Source organism: Variovorax sp. MHTC-1 (assembly GCF_003984645.1).
GTDB lineage: Bacteria > Pseudomonadota > Gammaproteobacteria > Burkholderiales > Burkholderiaceae_C > Variovorax.
On sequence record NZ_RWKI01000005.1, the window covers coordinates 44,709 to 61,763 of the forward strand.

Annotated in this window: 17 protein-coding genes and 1 pseudogene; 4 read left to right on the plus strand and 14 right to left on the minus strand. The window is 68.7% G+C overall.

Translation table 11 applies throughout. The annotated features are described in order from the left end of the window. Positions 1-5: 5 nt before the first annotated feature. The 10 genes and pseudogenes from EJI01_RS29265 to EJI01_RS10175 form a co-directional block, all read right to left on the minus strand. Positions 6-1,244 (minus strand): Tm-1-like ATP-binding domain-containing protein, encoded by a 1,239-nt coding sequence (locus EJI01_RS29265; protein ID WP_260602419.1) that lies wholly within the window; start codon positions 1,242-1,244, stop codon positions 6-8. Between the two features lie 513 nt (positions 1,245-1,757). Further along, positions 1,758-2,252 (minus strand): annotated as a pseudogene (locus tag EJI01_RS29270) (ABC transporter ATP-binding protein); the annotation flags it as partial. Beyond that, positions 2,252-3,073 carry an ABC transporter ATP-binding protein gene (locus tag EJI01_RS10140; RefSeq protein WP_221885659.1) on the minus strand — a complete coding sequence of 274 codons (822 nt, stop codon included), beginning with the start codon at positions 3,071-3,073 and terminating at the stop codon, positions 2,252-2,254. The pseudogene EJI01_RS29270 and the gene EJI01_RS10140, both read right to left, overlap by 1 nt. Before the next feature lie 13 nt (positions 3,074-3,086). After that, the gene (locus EJI01_RS10145) at positions 3,087-4,343 is read right to left on the minus strand and encodes an ABC transporter substrate-binding protein (protein ID WP_221885660.1); all 1,257 of its coding nucleotides are present in this window, start codon (positions 4,341-4,343) and stop codon (positions 3,087-3,089) included. After that, the gene (locus EJI01_RS10150) at positions 4,340-5,473 is read right to left on the minus strand and encodes a branched-chain amino acid ABC transporter permease (RefSeq protein WP_221885661.1); all 1,134 of its coding nucleotides are present in this window, start codon (positions 5,471-5,473) and stop codon (positions 4,340-4,342) included. Before EJI01_RS10150 ends, EJI01_RS10145 begins: the two co-directional genes overlap by 4 nt. After that, entirely contained in the window at positions 5,470-6,417 is a 948-nt protein-coding gene (locus EJI01_RS10155) for a branched-chain amino acid ABC transporter permease (protein ID WP_126836992.1), read from the minus strand. Before EJI01_RS10155 ends, EJI01_RS10150 begins: the two co-directional genes overlap by 4 nt. Beyond that, on the minus strand, positions 6,414-7,697 hold the full coding sequence (locus EJI01_RS10160) for a metal-dependent hydrolase family protein (RefSeq protein WP_126836993.1): 1,284 nt from the start codon (positions 7,695-7,697) through the stop codon (positions 6,414-6,416). The genes EJI01_RS10155 and EJI01_RS10160 overlap by 4 nt, the downstream gene beginning before the upstream one ends. Before the next feature lie 153 nt (positions 7,698-7,850). Then, entirely contained in the window at positions 7,851-9,140 is a 1,290-nt protein-coding gene (locus tag EJI01_RS10165; RefSeq protein ID WP_126836994.1) for a metal-dependent hydrolase family protein, read from the minus strand. 81 nt (positions 9,141-9,221) lie between these two features. Next, complete coding sequence (locus EJI01_RS10170) at positions 9,222-10,019, minus strand: alpha/beta fold hydrolase (protein ID WP_126836995.1); 798 nt, start codon at positions 10,017-10,019, stop codon at positions 9,222-9,224. Further along, positions 10,020-10,886: a fumarylacetoacetate hydrolase family protein gene (locus EJI01_RS10175; protein WP_126837290.1), complete on the minus strand. Its 867-nt coding sequence runs from the start codon at positions 10,884-10,886 to the stop codon at positions 10,020-10,022. A gap of 171 nt (positions 10,887-11,057) precedes the next feature. Here EJI01_RS10175 and EJI01_RS10180 point away from each other — a divergent pair, with 171 nt between their 5' ends. The 3 genes from EJI01_RS10180 to EJI01_RS28745 are packed head-to-tail and all read left to right on the plus strand — an operon-like array spanning position 11,058 to position 12,807. Beyond that, the gene (locus EJI01_RS10180) at positions 11,058-11,765 is read left to right on the plus strand and encodes a TetR/AcrR family transcriptional regulator (protein WP_126836996.1); all 708 of its coding nucleotides are present in this window, start codon (positions 11,058-11,060) and stop codon (positions 11,763-11,765) included. 14 nt (positions 11,766-11,779) lie between these two features. Further along, positions 11,780-12,664: an alpha/beta hydrolase gene (locus tag EJI01_RS10185; protein ID WP_126836997.1), complete on the plus strand. Its 885-nt coding sequence runs from the start codon at positions 11,780-11,782 to the stop codon at positions 12,662-12,664. Continuing rightward, positions 12,661-12,807 (plus strand): hypothetical protein, encoded by a 147-nt coding sequence (locus tag EJI01_RS28745; RefSeq protein ID WP_185878888.1) that lies wholly within the window; start codon positions 12,661-12,663, stop codon positions 12,805-12,807. The genes EJI01_RS10185 and EJI01_RS28745 overlap by 4 nt, the downstream gene beginning before the upstream one ends. Before the next feature lie 16 nt (positions 12,808-12,823). On the opposite strand, the gene EJI01_RS10190 is transcribed toward EJI01_RS28745, so the two are convergent. Further along, positions 12,824-13,234 (minus strand): RNA recognition motif domain-containing protein, encoded by a 411-nt coding sequence (locus EJI01_RS10190; protein ID WP_126836998.1) that lies wholly within the window; start codon positions 13,232-13,234, stop codon positions 12,824-12,826. A 185-nt stretch (positions 13,235-13,419) separates the two neighbouring features. After that, on the minus strand, positions 13,420-13,635 hold the full coding sequence (locus EJI01_RS10195) for a DUF3820 family protein (RefSeq protein WP_126836999.1): 216 nt from the start codon (positions 13,633-13,635) through the stop codon (positions 13,420-13,422). Between the two features lie 40 nt (positions 13,636-13,675). On the opposite strand from EJI01_RS10195, the gene EJI01_RS10200 reads away from it, so the two are divergent. Continuing rightward, on the plus strand, positions 13,676-14,920 hold the full coding sequence (locus tag EJI01_RS10200) for a DEAD/DEAH box helicase (protein ID WP_126837000.1): 1,245 nt from the start codon (positions 13,676-13,678) through the stop codon (positions 14,918-14,920). On the opposite strand, the gene EJI01_RS10205 is transcribed toward EJI01_RS10200, so the two are convergent. Together EJI01_RS10205 and EJI01_RS10210 are read right to left on the minus strand one after the other, a co-directional pair. After that, positions 14,915-16,075: an acyl-CoA dehydrogenase family protein gene (locus EJI01_RS10205; RefSeq protein ID WP_126837001.1), complete on the minus strand. Its 1,161-nt coding sequence runs from the start codon at positions 16,073-16,075 to the stop codon at positions 14,915-14,917. The two genes, EJI01_RS10200 and EJI01_RS10205, sit on opposite strands and share 6 nt — an antisense overlap. 46 nt (positions 16,076-16,121) lie before the next feature. Continuing rightward, positions 16,122-16,883, minus strand: coding sequence for an MHYT domain-containing protein (locus tag EJI01_RS10210; protein ID WP_126837002.1), 762 nt, complete (start codon positions 16,881-16,883; stop codon positions 16,122-16,124). Between the last annotated feature and the right edge of the window lie 172 nt (positions 16,884-17,055).

Genomic DNA, 17,055 nt, shown 5'->3' on the forward strand with positions numbered 1-17,055 from the left:
TGAGATCAGGCGCGCCGTGCGCTGGTTGTCGGCCTGGACAGCTCGTGCCAGGCGCCGACCAGCGCCTCGGCAAAGGCTTCGTCGTTGATGTGCAGGGGCAGCCGCTGCAGCTTGCGCTCGGCGCCGCTTCGGAATCCCTTCTCGATGGCATCGAACAGCGCCCGATCGGCTTCGGGGTCGTGGAAGGGTTGGCCGGGCCGGTCGATCGCGGAGACGCCGCCTTCGGGGATCAGGAAGCGCAGCGGCCCGCGCATCGCGTTGAGCTTGGCGGCTATGAATTCGCCGATCGCGCGGCACTCGTCGGCGGTGGTGCGCATCAGCGTCACCGTCGGGTTGTGGCGGTACAGCTTGCGTGCGCGCAAGCGCTCGGGGACCGTATCCCAGGCGCCGAAGTTCACCATGTCCAGCGCGCCGCACGAGCCGACGTAGGGCAGGGCGTGGCGCGCGAACACGTCCATGCGCGCCGGTCCGGCCGAGAGCACGCCGCCCGCGATCTCGTCGGCGATCTCGGTCGTCGAGACGTCGATCACGCCGGCCAGCAGGCCCGAGTCGGCGAGCTTTTCCATCGACTGGCCGCCGACGCCCGTGGCATGGAACACGAGGCAGTCGTAGCTGTCCTGGAGGCGCTTGGTGATTGCCTGCACGCAGGGCGTCGTCACGCCGAACATCGTGAGGCCGATCGCCGGCTTGTCGACGGCCGACCGGACCGGCGGGTGGGCGATCATCCCGGCCAGCGCATTCGCGGCGTTGGCGAGCACGCATTCGCTGATGCGGTTGATGCCCTGCACGTCGGTGACCGAGTACATCATGCAGATGTCGCTCGGACCCACGTAGGGCCGCGTGTCTCCGCTCGCCATGGTCGAGACCATCATCTTGGGCACGCCGATCGGCAGCGCGCGCATGCCCTGCGCGGCCATCGAGGTGCCACCGGAGCCGCCGGCGGAGATGATGCCGCCGAGGTCGCGCCGCGTCTGCACGAAGGCTTCGAAGGCGAGCGCCATCGCGGCGGTCGCGCTGCCGCGGTCGCCGCTGAAGACGGCTGATTCGCCTTGCGGGTGATGGCGCGCGACCTCGCGCGGGTGCACGTTGGCCAGCGAGGTCTTGCCGGAGGTCGACAGGTCGACCGTGACCACGCGCAGCCCTGAACGCTCCAGGCACTGGCGCAGGAAGAGCAGTTCGCGGCCCTTGGTGTCGAAGGTGCCGGCCACGTAGGCGGCGCGCGCGCTGCTGGCGGCGACGGGCAGGTCGAAGACGCGGGGCGACGCGGCCGCCGGCGCGGCCGGCGCGACGGCCGGCGCTTGCGCTGCGGGCGCCACGCGCGCGATGTCGACCACCGGCGCAGCCGTGCCGCCGGCGTTCCAGCGCGTGAAGCCGCGCACCCTGCTCGGCGCGAGCTCGTCGAGCGAAGGCGCGCCCTCGCCATGCGCGCGGCGCACGGTGAACACCTGCGTGGGCGCGGGCTGTTCGACGCGGACGGCCTCGGCCTCGGCGCCGGGCCCGGCCTTTTCGTCATGGCCGTTCGAGCGCAAGCCGAGCAGGCGCTCCTGCAGAGCGCGGTCGCCGGCGAGCTGCGCGCTCGGCATCTGCTGCGCGATGCGGCCGTTGACCATCACGCCGATGCGGTCGGCCACCGAGATCGCGACGCCGAGGTTCTGCTCGATAAGGAGCACCGCGATCTTGCCTTCGGCCGCGAGATCGCGCAGCGCCTGCGCCACCTGCTCGACGATCACCGGCGCCAGGCCCTCGGTGGGCTCGTCCATCACCAGCAGCTTCGGGTCCAGCAGCAGCGCGCGTCCGATCGCGAGCATCTGCTGCTCGCCGCCGGAGAGCTGCGCGCCGCCATGGCCGCGGCGTTCGGCCAGGCGCGGGAACATCGCGTAGATGCGATCGACACCGCGCCGGCGGCCGGCGGCCAGGCGCAGCGTCTCGTCGACCGAGAGCGAGGGCCACACGCGCCGGCCCTGCGGCACGTAGGCGATGCCGCGCTTCGTAATCTCGTTCGGCGCCAGGCCGAGGATCTCCTCGCCCGCGAACCGGATGCTGCCGCGCGCCGGCACCAGGCCTGTGACCGCGTTGCACAGCGTGGTCTTGCCCATGCCGTTGCGCCCGACGATGCCGAGCACGCCGCGCTCCAGCGTCAGGCTCACGCCCTGCAGCGCATGGGCGCGGCCGTAGAAGACGTCGAGGCCCTCGATCGCGAGCACCGGCGCCCCGCTCGTCGTGTTGTCGCGGTGCTTGCCGAACCAGGCCATCAGTGCCGGCTCCCCATGTAGATCGCCTGCACCTGCGCGTCGTTCTCTATCTCCTGCGGGCTGCCGGTGCGAAGCTCGCGCCCGTTGTGCATCACGGTGACGCGGTCGACCACGCGCAAGGCGATGTCGAGGTCGTGCTCGATCAGGACGAAGCTCATGTGCGCGGGCAGCGAGCGCAGCAGCGCGACCAGCTCGCGGCGCTCGGCCGGCGACAGGCCCGCGGCCGGTTCGTCGAACAGCACGAGGCGCGGCGCGCCGGCCAGCGCCATGCCGATCTCCAGCTGGCGCTGCTGGCCATGCGCCAGGTTGGCGACGCGCTCGTTCGCGAGATGGGCGAGCCGCGTGCGCTCGAGCAGGTTCCTGGTCGCGCTCATGGACGCGTCGCCTGCGCGCGGGCGCCAGCAGCTGAAGCGGCCGCTCGCCACGCCGCGCACCGCGAGGAAGAGGTTGTCGCGCACGGTGAGTTCGCGAAACAGCAGCGAGGACTGGTAGGTGCGCCGCAAGCCCTTGCGGATGCGTTCGTAGGGCGGCAGCTCGGTGATGTCCTCGCCGAAGAAATGGATCCGCCCGGCAGTGGGCGGGAAGTCGCCGGTGATGGCATTGAAGAGCGTGGTCTTGCCGGCGCCGTTGGAGCCGAGCACCGCGTACTTCTGCCCGGCGGCGACCGAGAAGGACACGTCGTCGACCGCCCGCAGCGCACCGAAGGTCCGCGTGACGCCGGTGAGCACCAGCGCGTCGCTGGACGCGAGCGGCGGCTGCGCGGGCCGGCCGTCCGCCGCGCGGGCGGCCGGCGGCCTGGCGATGGAGGCGACGGAAGCCACCGGCGCCTTTCGCTTACGGGCAACTCGGCACGTCGCGCGAGCCGATCTTGAACTCGTCGGGCTTCATGCCCAGCAGCTGCTCGACGTTGTCGACCTTGCTGTGCACCTTGTTGAACAGGTTTCCCTTCGAGTCCTTCACGACTTCGGTGACGAAAGTGGTACCGATCGCCTGGCGGTTGGCGTCCAGCTTGACGTCGCCGTTCGGCGTCTTCAGCGTCATCTTCGACAGCGTTTCGCGGAACTTGGCCTGATTGTTGGACAGGTCGCCCTTGACCGCGTCCAGCCCGTCCAGTGCCGCCTTCATGTTGACGTAGTAAACGTAGGCGAACAGGCTCGGGCTCGGGAAGCCGCCGGCCGAGACCGGATAGTTCTTCTGGTAATCGGCGACGAAGGCCTTCCATTCCGCGCCGTCGTAGGCGTCGGCCAGCGGCCCGGCCGACAGCGTGCCGACCAGCGAGTCGCGGCGCTTGCCCTTGTAGTTGAGCACGTCCTGGCTGACGGTGATCGAGCCGCCGAGTATCGGCTTGTCGCCGCCCGCGTTCTCGTACTGGGTCAGGAAGTTGACCGCGTCGGCGCCGCCGAGCACGACCAGGAGCGCGTCGACGTCCTTCGGGATCTTCGCGATCACCGACGAGTAGTCCTTGCCGCCCAGCGGTACCCAGGCCTTCTCGGGCACCTTGCCGCCGGCCTTGCAGTACTCGGCCATGAAGCCCTGCACCTGCGAGTAGGGGAAGGCGTAGTCCTCGGCGATCACCATGGTGCGCTTGTAGCCCTTGGCCAGCGCCGCCTTGCCGAGGCCCATCATCCACTGCGCGCCTTCGGTGTTGAAGCGGAAGAAGTTCGGGCTCGGGTTGACCAGCGTGGTCGCCTGCGCGCCGGAGGCGCCGTTGATGAAGGTCACCTGCGGCTGGGTCTTGGAATAGTCCTTGACCGCGATGCCTTCGCCGCCGGACAGCGGGCCCACCATGATGTCGACCTTGTCCTGCTCCACCAGCTTGCGCGTCGCGTTGACCGCGACGTCGGGCTTGGCGTCGGAGCTGGCCTTGATGAGCTCGATCTTGCGGCCAGCCACCGTGCCGCCGCGCTGCTTGACCGCCAGCTCGGCGCCGCGCATGCCGTCCGCGCCACCGGCCGCGAACGGCCCCTCGAGCGTGGCCAGGAGGCCGATCTTCACCGGCTGGCCCTGCTGCGCCCAGGCGCCGCCTGCCAGCGCCGCGGCAGCGGCCGCGCCCAATATCGAACGAACCCAGAGTCGCTTAGTCACGTTCACGGTTGTCTCCTTTGGTTGGAAATCAAGCCTGGTCTCGGGCCGAAACGCGAGCGCAACATCGCCCACAGTCCGAGCAGGCCGTCGGGGGAAAAAAGCACCACGGCGAGGAACACGCCGCCGATCACGAGATTGAAGCGCTCGCGGTCGATCAGGTCGATGGCGAAGGTCTGCAGCAGCACGAAGACCAGCGCGCCGAGGAAGGCGCCGATCGGGTGCCGGATGCCGCCGAGCACCGCGATCACGAGGATGTTGATCAGCCAGGAAGTGCCGACCGAGCCCGGCGACATCAGCGCGTTGTACCAGGCGAGCAGGATGCCGCCGACGGCCGCGATCGCGCCGGCCAGCGCATAGGCCGCCACGCGATGCGCGACCACATGGAAACCGAGCGCGCGCATGCGCCGCGGGTTGTCGCGGATGCCCTGCAGCGCGATGCCGAAGGGCGCGCGCACGATCCAGCGCACCAGCAGGTATGCGGCGAGCGACAAGGCCAGCGCGAGGAAATAGAAGGGCAGCGGGTCGCGCCAGTTGACGCCGAAGACGGTGGGCGGCTTCAGCTCGCGCAGGCCCTGGAAGCCGTTGAAGAGGCTGTAGTTCTGCAGCACCAGGTAGTAGAACGCGACCCCGATGGCCAGCGTGATCATGATCGTGTAGATGCCTTCGGTACGCACCGACAGCCACCCGATCAAGGTCGCGGCGATGGTCGCTATGAGCAGTGCGAAGGGCACCGCCGCCCACCATGGCCAGCCGAGGCTGATCTCGGCGCTGCTGCTGGTGCCGAGTATCGCGAGCGCATAGCCGGCGATGCCGGCCACCGTCATCTGCGCCAGCGAGATCATGCCGCCGTAGCCGGCCAGGAAGGTCAGCGAGAGTGCGATCAGCCCGAGCACCAGCGCCTGCGCCGCGACCTGGAAGGTGAAGAAGGGCGAGGCGATGAAAGGGAGCAGCAGCAGGGCGGCGAGCACGACGATGTGGTGCGGGCCGACGTATGCGCGCAGCGCATCGAACCAGCGCGCACCGCGCTCGGCGGGCTGCGCCGGGATGCCCGGGAACGGCACCGCCGCGGCCGGGCGAATCGACGAGGTCATGGCGGCGCGCCCGTTCATCGCGCGGCGCCATTTTGCGGCGCTCACGATGCCCTCCCCATGATTCCCCGCGGCCGGAAGGCGAGCACGAGGATCAGGATGCCGAAGGTGAAGACCACGCTGTAGGTCGGCGCATAGGCGAGGCCGTAGGTCTCGGCGAGGCCGAGAATCACCGCGCCGATCGCGGCGCCCACGACACTGCCCATGCCGCCGACGATCACGACGATCAAGGAGGCGAGCAGCAGCCGGATGTCCTCGCCCGGCACCATCGACAGCTCGACCGCGCCGATCACGCCGCCGAAGCCCGCCAGCCCGGCGCCGAGCATGAAGGTGATCGCGAACACGCGGTTCACGTTCACGCCGGCGGCCGCGAGCATCGCGCGATCGTCGACGCCGGCGCGGATCATCATGCCGACCCGCGTGCGGTTCAGCAGCCACCACAGCCCGACGCCGATCAGGATGCCGAAGCCCAGCAGGCTGAGCCGGTAGGCGGAGTACGCGCGGATGAGCGGGATGTCGCGAATCGGCCCCTGCAGCCAGCTCGGGGCTTCCATCTGGTGCACCTGGCCGGTGAAGATCCACAGCAGCACGTCGGCGATCACGATCGACAGGCCGATCGTCACCAGTGTCTGGCGCAGCTCCTCGCCCTGCATGTGGCGCAGGATCAGCCACTGGATCAGGAGCCCGGCGATCGCCGACGCGGCGAAGCCGGCCGCCACCGCGAGAATCCACCAGCCGGTGTGGTTCGCGACCACGTAGCCCACGTAGCCGCCGAGCAGGTACAGCGAGCCGTGCGCGAGGTTGACGTTGCGCATCAGCCCGAAGACCAGCGTGAAGCCGCTGGCGACGATGAAGTACAGCGAAGCCAGCGTGAGGCTGTTGAGCAGCGTGACGAGGTAGAGGCGCGCGTTGTCGAAGAGCGCCCAGAGCGAGAACGCGAGGACCGGGCCGCCCACCAGCAGCCACAACAGCCAACGACCCGTTGATGTCATGCAGCCCGCTCCCACACCCGCTGCGACGCGATCTCCGGCGCCTTGGCGAACTCGCCGTCCTTCATCACCGCGAGGATGCGCTTCGGGTCGCGCAGGATGGCGAGGTTGGCGAGCGGATCGCCGTCGACCAGCAGCAGGTCGGCCAGGTAGCCGTCCTGAATGGTGCCGAGCTCGTGGCCGCGCATCATGATCTGGCCGCCGTAGACCGTGGCCGAGCGGATCGCCTCGGCCGGCGTGAAGCCGAGGTGCTTGACGAAGAACTCCAGGTCGCGCGCGTTCTGGCAATGCGGCGTGAAGGCGAAGCCGTAGTCGCCGCCGGGCAGGACGCGCACGCCGCGCCGGTGCATGGCCTTCAGCGACTCGAGCGCCGCGTCCCATTCGATCTGGTAGCCCATCGCGACCGCCTTCTCGTGCGTGATGCCGTAGGGCTCGGCCTCGTGCAGCATCGCGTAGATGATCGCGATGCCCGGCGCGACGAAGACGCGCTCCTTCGCGGCCTCCAGCATGTCGAGCGTCTCCTCGTCGGTGAAGCTCGCGTGGTAGATCACGTCGATGCCGTGGCGCAGCGCCTGCTTGACCGAGGCCGCCGAGCGCGCATGCGCGGTGCCGCGCTTGCCGCGCACACGCACTTCCTGCATCGCCGCGTCGACCTCGGCATCGCTCATCCAGGTGGTCTCGGCCGGCGAGTCGGGCGTGAAGTTGTCGCCCGAGAGATTGAGCTTGATCGAGTCGACGCCGTACTTGAGGAACATGCGCACCACCTTGCGCATCTCGTCGGCCGAGTTCACGTTCACGCCGAAGCTGAACTCGGGGAAGGGCAGGTGCGGCAAGGTCTCGTCGCCCAGGCCGCCGGGCACGGTGATCTCCTGGCTCGCGGCCAGGTAGCGCGGCCCGGGGATCTGGCCCGCGTTGATGGCGTTGCGGATCACCACGTCGAGCCGCGGCTTGGCGCAGGCCGCGCCCACGCAGGAGGTGAAGCCGGCTTCGAGATAGCGCTTGGCGACCTTGGCGCACCACAGCACGTGCTCCTCCAGCGGCATGCGCTGGATCGCCGAGAGCGTGGCCGCGTCGTTCCACGAGAAGTGCGTGTGGGCCTCGCAGAGGCCGGGCATCAGCGTGGCGCCGGCGCCGTCGACCACCATCGCGCCGCCGGGCGCGATCGGCGCCGTGCTGCGGCCGACCTGGCGGATGCGGTTGCCGCGCACCAGCACGCTGCCGGTGTACGGGTTCTGCCCCGTGCCGTCGAGGATGCGAACGTTGGTGAAGACAACATCGCTCATGAGCTTCTCCTGTCTTGCTCCCTCTCCCTCCGGGAGAGGGTGGGGGTGAGGGCGCTGGGCCTTCGAACATGTGGAGCGATGGATGCGTCCGGTGCCCTCACCGTGGCCCTCTCCCGGAGGGAGAGGGGACAAGAGGAAAACGCCGGTCTCATGTCAAGCCGCCCAGCGTGTCATGTGCGCCTGCCGCACCGGCGGCGCGCGGTGGAACTCGCCGTCCTTCATCACCGCCAGGATGCGGCTCTTGTCCTGCAGCACAGTGATGTCGGCCAGCGGATCGCCGTCGATCAGCAGGAGATCGGCGAGATAGCCTTCGCGGATGTAGCCGAGCACCTTGCCCATGCGCATCATCGGGCCGCCCCAGGCGGTGGCCGAGAGCAGCGCTTCCATCGTGCTCATGCCCACGTGCTTGACGAAGTACTCCAGATCCTTCGCGTTGGTGCCGTGCGGCGTCCACGCAAAGCCGTAGTCGCCGCCGGGCAGGATGCGGATGCCGCGCTTGCGCATCGCGCGCATGCTCTCGACCGCGGCCTCGAGCTCGCGGTGGTAGCCCATCTTGCGCGTCACCTCGGGCGTCAGGCCCCATTCGCTCGCGTGATGGCAGGTGTTGATGAGCCAGGCCAGCCCCGGCGCGATGAAGTGCTCGAGCTTGTGCTCTTCCAGCATGTCGAGCGCTTCCTCGTCGGTGAAGCTGGCGTGGTAGATCACCTCGATGCCCTGCTTCACGCACTGCTTGATCGACCAGGTGGAGCGCGCATGCGCCGCCACGCGCTTGCCCCAGGCCTTGGCCTCCTGCACGCAGACCGCGATCTCCTCTTCGGTGAACTGGCTCATCTCGCTGGACATGCCGGTGATCGACTCGCCCGAGAGATTGATCTTCAGCGAGTCGACGCCGTACTTGGCGAACATGCGCACGCAGCGCCGCATTTCCTCGGCGCCGCTGACGACCGCGCCGAAGGCGAACTCGGGCTGCGGCAGGTGCGGCTGCGTGGTGTCGCCGAGGCCGCCGGGCACGGTGATCTCCTGGCTGGCCGCCAGGTAGCGCGGGCCGACGATGGTGCCGTCGGCGATCGCGTTGCGAATCACCACGTCGAGCCGCGGCTTCGCCGCCGCGGCGCCGACGCAGCTGGTCCAGCCCATATCGAGGTAGCGCTTCGCGACTTCGGCGCACCACAGGATGTGCTCTTCGGGCGGCATGCGCTGGATGGCGTCGAGGCTGGGCTGGTCGTTCCACGAGAAATGCGTGTGCGCCTCCACCATGCCCGGCATCAGGAAGGCGCCGGCGCCGTCGATCAGCTGCGCGCCCATCACCGGCGCCGAGCGCGCGCCGTAGCCAGTGGGCACGACGCGCGCGATGCGGTTGCCCTGCACCAGCACGTCGCCGGTGAAGGGCGCTTCGCCGCCGCCGTCGAAGATGCGGACGTTGGTGAACATCACATCGGCCATCAGTACCCCCTTCGGCGCTGCGCGCCGTTCCCCCCGAGGGGAAGCGAGCCCACCTTCGGGCGGCCGGGCAGTGAGCTCATCTCAGGTCCTCGCGTTGGTTGCCAGGAACTCGCGCAGCTCGCGCTGGCATTCGTCGGGACGCTCGACCGGCGTCCAGTGCCCGCAGCGCGGCAGCACCACCACGCGCTTGCTGGCCGCGTTGTGCAGCTTGTCGGCCATGGCGCGCACCGCCTGCGGCGGCGCGACGCCGTCCTCGTCGCCGGTGACCAGCAGCACGGGCGCTTCGATGCGCTCCAGCGCCGCTCCTCGGGCGCCGGCGAGCGCTTCGCAGCTGCGCGCATAGCCGTCGCCGTCCTGCCGCATCAGGCTCTCGCGCACGAAGGCCACGGCCAGCGGCAGGCGCTGGCGCGTGTCGGCGGAGACCGCGGCCTGCAGCAGCGACTGGGTGATCTCGTGCATGCCGGCCGCGCCTTCGCGCGCCTTGGCCGCGCGCGCCTGCATGGCGGCTCGCGCGGCGTCGGGCGGGGCGATCAGTGGCCCGAAGAGCGCGACGCTGGCCGCAAGCTTGGGATGGTCGGCCGCGATGTGCTGGCAAACGATGGTGCCCATCGAATGCCCGATCCAGTGAGCCCGCGTGAGCTTCAGGCGCTCGCAGACGGCGAGCAACGTGTCGACGTAGCGCTCGATCGAGAGCGCGCCCTCGGCCCGCTGGGAGCGTCCACTGCCCGGCAGGTCGACGCGGATCACGCGATGCCGCGCCAGCGCCGGCATCAGCGGCGTGAAGCTGTTCGAGCTGCCGCCCAGGCCGTGCACGCAGACGACGGCAGGGCCTTCGCCTTCTTCTTCCACCGCGATGCGATCGATCAATTGGAAGGCCATCTATTCGAACCTGTTCTCGATGGCGCCGATGCCGTCGATCTCGATGCGCACCCGGTCGCCGGATCTGAGCCACTGCGGCGGCGTCTGGCCCATGCCGACGCCGGCCGGCGTGCCGGTGGCGATCACGTCGCCCGCATGCAGCGTGATGCCGCGCGAGCAGGTCTCGACGAGCGTCGGGATGTCGAAGATCATGTCTTTCGTGAGTCCGTCCTGGCGCAGCGCGCCGTTGACCCAGCCGCGCACGCGCGTGGCGCGGCCGTCGAGCTCGTCCGCGCTCACGATCCACGGCCCCATCGGGCAGAAGCCGTCGAAGCTCTTGCCCAGCTCCCATTGCTGATGGCGCATCTGCACGTCGCGCGCGGTCACGTCGTTGACGATGGTGTAGCCGAACACATGGTCCATCGCACGCGAGCGCGGGATGTCGCGCCCGCCCCGGCCGATGACCACGGCCAGCTCCGATTCGTAGTCGATCTGCACCGAGATGGCGGCCGAGGGCAGGCGCACCACATCGTGCGGCCCGACCACGCATTCGCCCAGCTTGCCGAAGACGATCGGCCACGGGTCCTTTTCGGGCATGGTCTCTCGGAACACGGTGCTCGCGAGCTCGGTGGCGTGCGCGCGGTAGTTGCGCCCGATGCAGAACAGGCTGCGCAGCGGGCGCGGCAGCGGTGCGCGCAGCGTGACGACTTCAACGGGCAGCCGAGCGCCGGAAGGCTGCGGCAGCGGCTCGTCGCGGGCGAGCGCCTGGATCAGGGGCAGGGCGCCCAGCGATGCGTCGCGCACGGCCAGCGGCGTGGCCTCACGCCCGTCCGGCGAGATCGTGCCCACGTGATCGCGTCCGCCCCAACTCCAGCTGGCCAAGCGCATCGCATTTGTCTCCGTCATGTCCCGCGGTTCTTGCCGGTGACACCAGCCGCCTCGAGATCAGGGAATTGCCATTTTTGAGACTTGCGTCTCAAATCGGGATCGGTGCATCATACGTGCCGACCTCAGACCTTCACAAGTGAAGCCAAGCCCTTCCGGACCCGTACAAACCCCATGGCGCGACTGAAGCACAAGCTGAGCGAACCCCCGCTGCCGCCCGAGCGCGGCGTCAAGGCCGCCACCTTCAAGCTCCTGCTCGACACCGCCATGGACATCATTCGGCAGGACGGCCACATCCCTTCGGTGGCCGAGGCGGCGGCGCGCTCGAAGGTGTCGCGCGCCACGGCCTACCGCTACTTTCCGAGCCGCAGCGCATTGGTCACCGCGGTGATCGACAGCTCGCTCGGGCCGGTGCGCAAGCTCGCCTCCGACAACCCGAGCGGCCGCGAGCGGGTGCACGAACTGTTCGTCCAGACCTTTCCGCGCTTCAAGGAATTCGAGGCCCAGCTGCGTGCGGCCGCGCAGCTGTCGTTGGAGCAATGGGCGCTCGAGCGCGCCGGCCTGCTGGAGGAGGAACCCTATCGGCGCGGCCACCGCGTGCGCATCCTCCAGCATGCGATCGAGCCGCTAGCGCCCCAGTTGCGGCCGGCCGTGCGGGACCGGCTGCACCATGCGCTGTCGGTGGTCTACGGCATCGAGCCCTATGTGATCCTCAAGGACATCTGGGGCTTGCGCGACCGCGAGGTCGAGCGCACGGCGCTTTGGATGGCCGATGCGCTGATCGATGCGGCGCTGCGCGAGTCCGACCAGAAGCAGCCGGTTCCGCGCCCAGCCCGCGTGAACGGTGCGAAGGCCGTCGCGGCCGCGGCAAAGCGGCGCTGAGCGCGAGGGCCATCGTGCGCCGCCCATCGCCCGCCTGGTTCGATGCGCAGTACAACAACCGCGCGCGCATTCCGGAGCATCCGTCGATCCTGAAGCATTGGGCCGATGCCTCGGCCAGGGCCTACGAGTTGCCCGGCTGGGTGTGCGATCTCGCATACGGCGATGACGCCAGCGAGCGACTCGATGTGCATCCGGCCTTGCGTCCCGGCGCGCCGGTGCTGGTGTACATCCACGGCGGCTACTGGCGCGCGCTGGACAAGCGCGACCAGAGCTTCGTGGCCCCGCCCTTCGTCGATGCCGGGGCGATGGTGGTGCTGGCGAACTACGCGCTGTGCCCGGCGGTCGGCATCGAGCACATCGTGCTGCAGCTGGTGCAGGCCTTGGCCTGGGTGTATCGGCATGCGGCGGAACACGGCGGGGATCCCGAGCGCATCGTGGTGGCCGGCCACTCCGCCGGAGGACACCTGGCGACGATGCTGCTCGCCTGCGATTGGCGCGCCGTGGCGTCTGACCTGCCTGCGGATCTGGTGAAGTCTGCGTTGGCTATTTCAGGCCTCTACGAGCTCGAACCGCTGCGGCACGCGCCCTTCCTGGCTACGGACGTCCGCCTCGACGCCGCGTCGGCCCTGCGCCTGAGCCCGGCTGCGCTGCTGCCGCCGCCGCGCGGATCGCTGGCGACAGTGGTCGGCGGCGACGAGAGCGAGGAGTTCCAGCGGCAGGCTGCGCTGATCTCGCAAGCGTGGGGTCCGCGCGTCGTTGCCGCGGAGCGCGTTGCACGGCGCAACCACATGGACGTGCTCAACGAACTTGCCGACCCGCGTTCGACGACGCACCGGCTGGCCTTGCAACTGCTGGGACTGCTCAGTCCTCCACAAAGGCTTCTTAGCGCTTCGCCTTGATCGAAGGCAAGAGCACGGTGCCCGGCAGCGCCCGCGCCAGCGCCGCCGCCAGCACCCGGCCGATAGCGGCCTTGATCCTCGTCAGGCGTGTTGACGCGCAACGAAAAAAGGCTCCCGAAGGAGCCTTTTCATCGACGCTGTGAAGCGTGCGCTATGTGCTTAGTAGCCGCCGCGACCACCGCCGCCGCCGCCGTAGCCGCCACCGCCGCTGCGATTGCCGCCACCGCCGCCGCCGCCGTAACCGCCGCCGCCGCCACCACCGTAGCCGCCACCGCCGCCGCTGCGGCCACCGCCGCCGCCGAAGCCGCCGGGCGAACGGGGCTCCATCGGACGGGCTTCATTGACGGTCAGGCTGCGGCCTTCGAGGGATTGGCCATTCAGGCCTTCGATGGCTGCGAGCGCTTCCGCGTCGCTGCTCATTTCGACGAAGCCGAAGCCCTTGGAGCGACCGCTGTCGCGTTCCATCATGACCTTGGCACTGGCGACCGAACCGTACTGGCCAAAAGCCTGTTCGAGTGTGTCGTCGCGCACGGAGTAAGCGAGGTTGCCTACGTAAAGTTTCTTGCCCATGGAGGGACTCCTAATTCAAACCAACAAAACAAAGCGATGGAGTCCCTGTATCACAACAAACTAAAGCAGCGCTGTGGCGCGAAACTGACCGATCACCGGATCACGTCTTTGGCAGAAAAAATGCCAGGACGCCCCGGTATTGTCGTTCACTATTGAGAATTTGTCAGAAATGCTTTTTGTAAGGGTTAACGCGGCCTTCGCAGCGGATCCAGCAGGCCCTTCAACCCGTTGTGGTCGATCTCGTGCATCAGTGCCAGCAGGCGGCCGATCTCGCCCTTGGGAAAGCCCTCGCGCGCGAACCACTGGAGGTAGTTGCCGGGCAGGTCGGCGATCACGCAACCTTTGTGCTTACCGAAGGGCATTTCGAGCCTCACCAGGCGTTCGAGGTCATCGGGCGACATGCTGGCTATGCTCCTTCACTTGTCTTCACCTTCCTCATTCATGCCATTCAGCTCTCTGGGCCTCGATCCTGCCATGGCGCGCGCCGCAGCCGACAAGGGCTATGCCGCGCCCACCGCCATCCAGGCCGCGGCCATTGCGCCGATTCTGCAGGGCCGCGACATCCTGGGCGCGGCCCAGACCGGTTCCGGCAAGACGGCCGCCTTCTCGCTGCCGCTGCTGCAGCGGCTGGCGGGCGAGCGCCCGGACGCGCCGCGCCGGCTGCGGGCGCTGATTCTGGTGCCGACGCGCGAACTCGCGGCGCAGGTCGGTGAATCGATGCGCGGCCTGGCACGGCATCTGCCGGCGCCGGTCAAGATCGCGGTCGCGTTCGGCGGCGTCTCCATCAATCCGCAGATGATGGCGCTGCGCGGCGGCGCCGACGTCATGGTCGCCACGCCGGGCCGGCTGCTGGACCTGGTCGACCACCGCGCGCTCAGGCTTTCCTCGGTATCGATGCTGGTGCTCGACGAGGCCGACCGGCTGTTCGATCTCGGCTTTGCCGACGAGCTCGGGCGCATCCTCGCGCTCTTGCCGGCGCAGCGCCAGAACCTGCTGTTCTCGGCCACCTTCCCGGCCGCGGTGCGCTCGCTGGCCGAGGGCCTCCTGCGCGAGCCGGTCCGCATCGAGGTGCAGGCCGAAGCAGCCGAAGCGCCCGCCATCCTGCAGCGCGCGATCGAGGTCGATGCCGGGCGGCGTACGCAGCTGCTGCGTCACCTGGTCCAGCACGAGGGCTGGGCGCGGGTGCTGGTTTTCGTCGCCACCAAGCATGCGGCCGAGATCGTGGCAGACAAGCTGCGCAAGGCCGGCATCGATGCCGAGCCTTTCCACGGCGTGCTGAGCCAGGGCAAGCGCACGCAGGTGCTGGCCGACTTCAAGGCTTCGAGGGTCAAGGTGGTCGTGGCCACCGACCTTGCCGCGCGCGGCATCGACGTAGTGCAGTTGCCGGCGGTGGTGAACTACGACTTGCCGCGTTCGGCCGTCGATTACCTGCACCGCATCGGGCGCACCGGACGTGCCGGCGAGAGCGGCGTGGCGCTGAGCTTCGTGAGCGCGGACAGCGAGGCGCATTTCCGGTTGATCGAAAAGCGCCAGGGCCTGAACGTGCCGCGCGAGCGGGTGGCTGGCTTCGAGCCGGCAGAAACTCGAGCGAGCGCAAGAGCACAGGACGGCACCGGCGGCATCAAGGGCAAGCGCCCGAGCAAAAAGGACAAGCTGAGGGCGGCCAAGGCATCCTCTTCTTCATGACTGCGGCGGCCGCTTCGCGATCCCCATGGTCTTGGCCAGGATGACCAGCATCACCTCGTCGGCGCCGCCGCCGATCGAGGCCAGCCGGCCATCGCGGTACAGGCGCGACACACGGTTCTCCCAGGTGAAGCCCATGCCGCCCCAGAACTGCAGGCAGGTGTCGGCCACTTCGCGCGTGAGGCGGCCGCACTTGAGCTTGGCCATGGAGGCCAGCGCGGTCACGTCCTCGCCCTGCACGTGGAGGTCGCAGGCGCGGTAGGTCAGCGCGCGCAGCGCTTCCACCTCGGTCTGGAGCTCGGCCAGCTTGAACTGCACCCACTGCTGGTCGGCCAGTGTGCCGCCGAAGAGCTTGCGCTGCTGCGCCCACTCGATGGTGTCGGTGATGCAGGCCTCCATCGGTTCGAGCGAGCTGGCGGCGCACCACAGGCGCTCCTCCTGGAACTGCTGCATCTGGTAGACGAAGCCCTGGCCTTCCTCGCCGATGCGGTTGCGTTGCGGCACGCGCACGTTGTCGAAGTAGATGAGGCCGGTGTCGCTCGAGTGCATGCCGATCTTCCTGATCTTCTTCGCCTTTTCGATGCCGGGGCTGTCCATCGGCACGATGACCAAGGACTTGTTCCTGTGCGCCGGCCCGTCGCCGGTGTTGACCAGCATGCACATCCAGTCGGCCTGCAGGCTGTTGGTGATCCACATCTTCTGCCCGCTGATCAGGTAGTCGCCGCCGTCCTTGCGCGCATGGCTCTTGAGGCCGGCCACGTCGCTGCCGGCGCCGGGTTCGCTGACGCCGATGCAGCCCACGGTTTCGCCGGCGATCGCGGGTGCGAGGAACTCGCGCCGCAACGCGTCGCTGCCGAAGCGCGCGAGCGCCGGCGTGCACATGTCGGTCTGCACGCCGATGGCCATCGGCACGCCGCCGCAGCGCACATGGCCGAGCGCTTCGGCCAGCGCCATCGCGTAGGAGTAGTCGAGCCCGGCGCCGCCGTACTCCTCCGGCTTGTTGAGCCCCAGCAGGCCGAGCGCGCCGAGCTTCCTGAACACCTCGTGCGCGGGAAAGCTCTCCGCCGCTTCCCACGCGTCGACATGCGGGTTGATCTCCTCGTCGATGAAGCGCCTGAGCGTCTTCTGGATCTCGAGGTGCTCGTGGGTGTACTGCATGCCTCACTCTAGGCGCGCGGCCTGGCGCACCGCTTGCGCAAACTGGCTATGCGTGCGCCGTGGCCCGTGGCGAGCTGTCGATCGCGCGGCCTGTCACCACCCAGAGGATAAAGATCAGCACGATGCCGGCGATGCCGAACACGCCCAGCCCGATGTTGCTGCCGCCGACGGCGAAGGCGCTGGGGGCCGTGGGCGCGATGCAAACCATGCTGGCCGCCGTCATGCCGACGTAGTGCATCGAGCAGACGGCGACGCCCATCACGGCGGCCGCCACCACCTGGTGCGTCAGCTCGGTCAGGTTGAAGGCCAGCCACAGTGCCGAGGCGGCGGCGATGACGGCGATGGCGAAGGAGCCCGCCACGATGTTCCCATCGAGGCTCATCGTCGCGCGCAGACTCATCGCGAACATGCCCATGTAGTGCATCACGCAGACGCCCACTGCCGCCAGCAGGCTGCCGGCGACCCAGCCCTTGGCGTTGAAGCGCTTGCCGCCCGCCAGGTACAGGGCGATGCCGGAAATGACGATCGCGGCCACCAGCGAGAGGACGGTCAAGGGCAGGTTGTAGGCAATGGGAATGGGCAGGCGGTAGGCCACCATGCCGATGAAGTGCATCGACCAGATGCCGATGCCGCCCAGGGCCACGGCGCCGGAGGCCAGCATGGCGAAGTCCACAGTGCCGTCGGCACGGACCATCTTTCTTGCGCACAGAAGGGCGAGCAGCGAGCCGAAGAACGAAATCACGTACGAGAGCACCACCGTCCCGAGGGCGTATTTCGGAGTCAGCAATTGGCCGATGAGGGGGTCCATGACTTTCCTTCCAAGAAAAACCAAGAAAGGTCGGTCCACGTGAAAGACCGACGCGGCGCCCGAGGGGCTGCGCCAGTCTGTAACAACTGTTTCTGTAAGTAAATTAAGCGCTTGTTACTCAGATCGATGCCGGCGTGTGACTTATTTCCGCTTTCGCCGCGCTTGAAGGCCG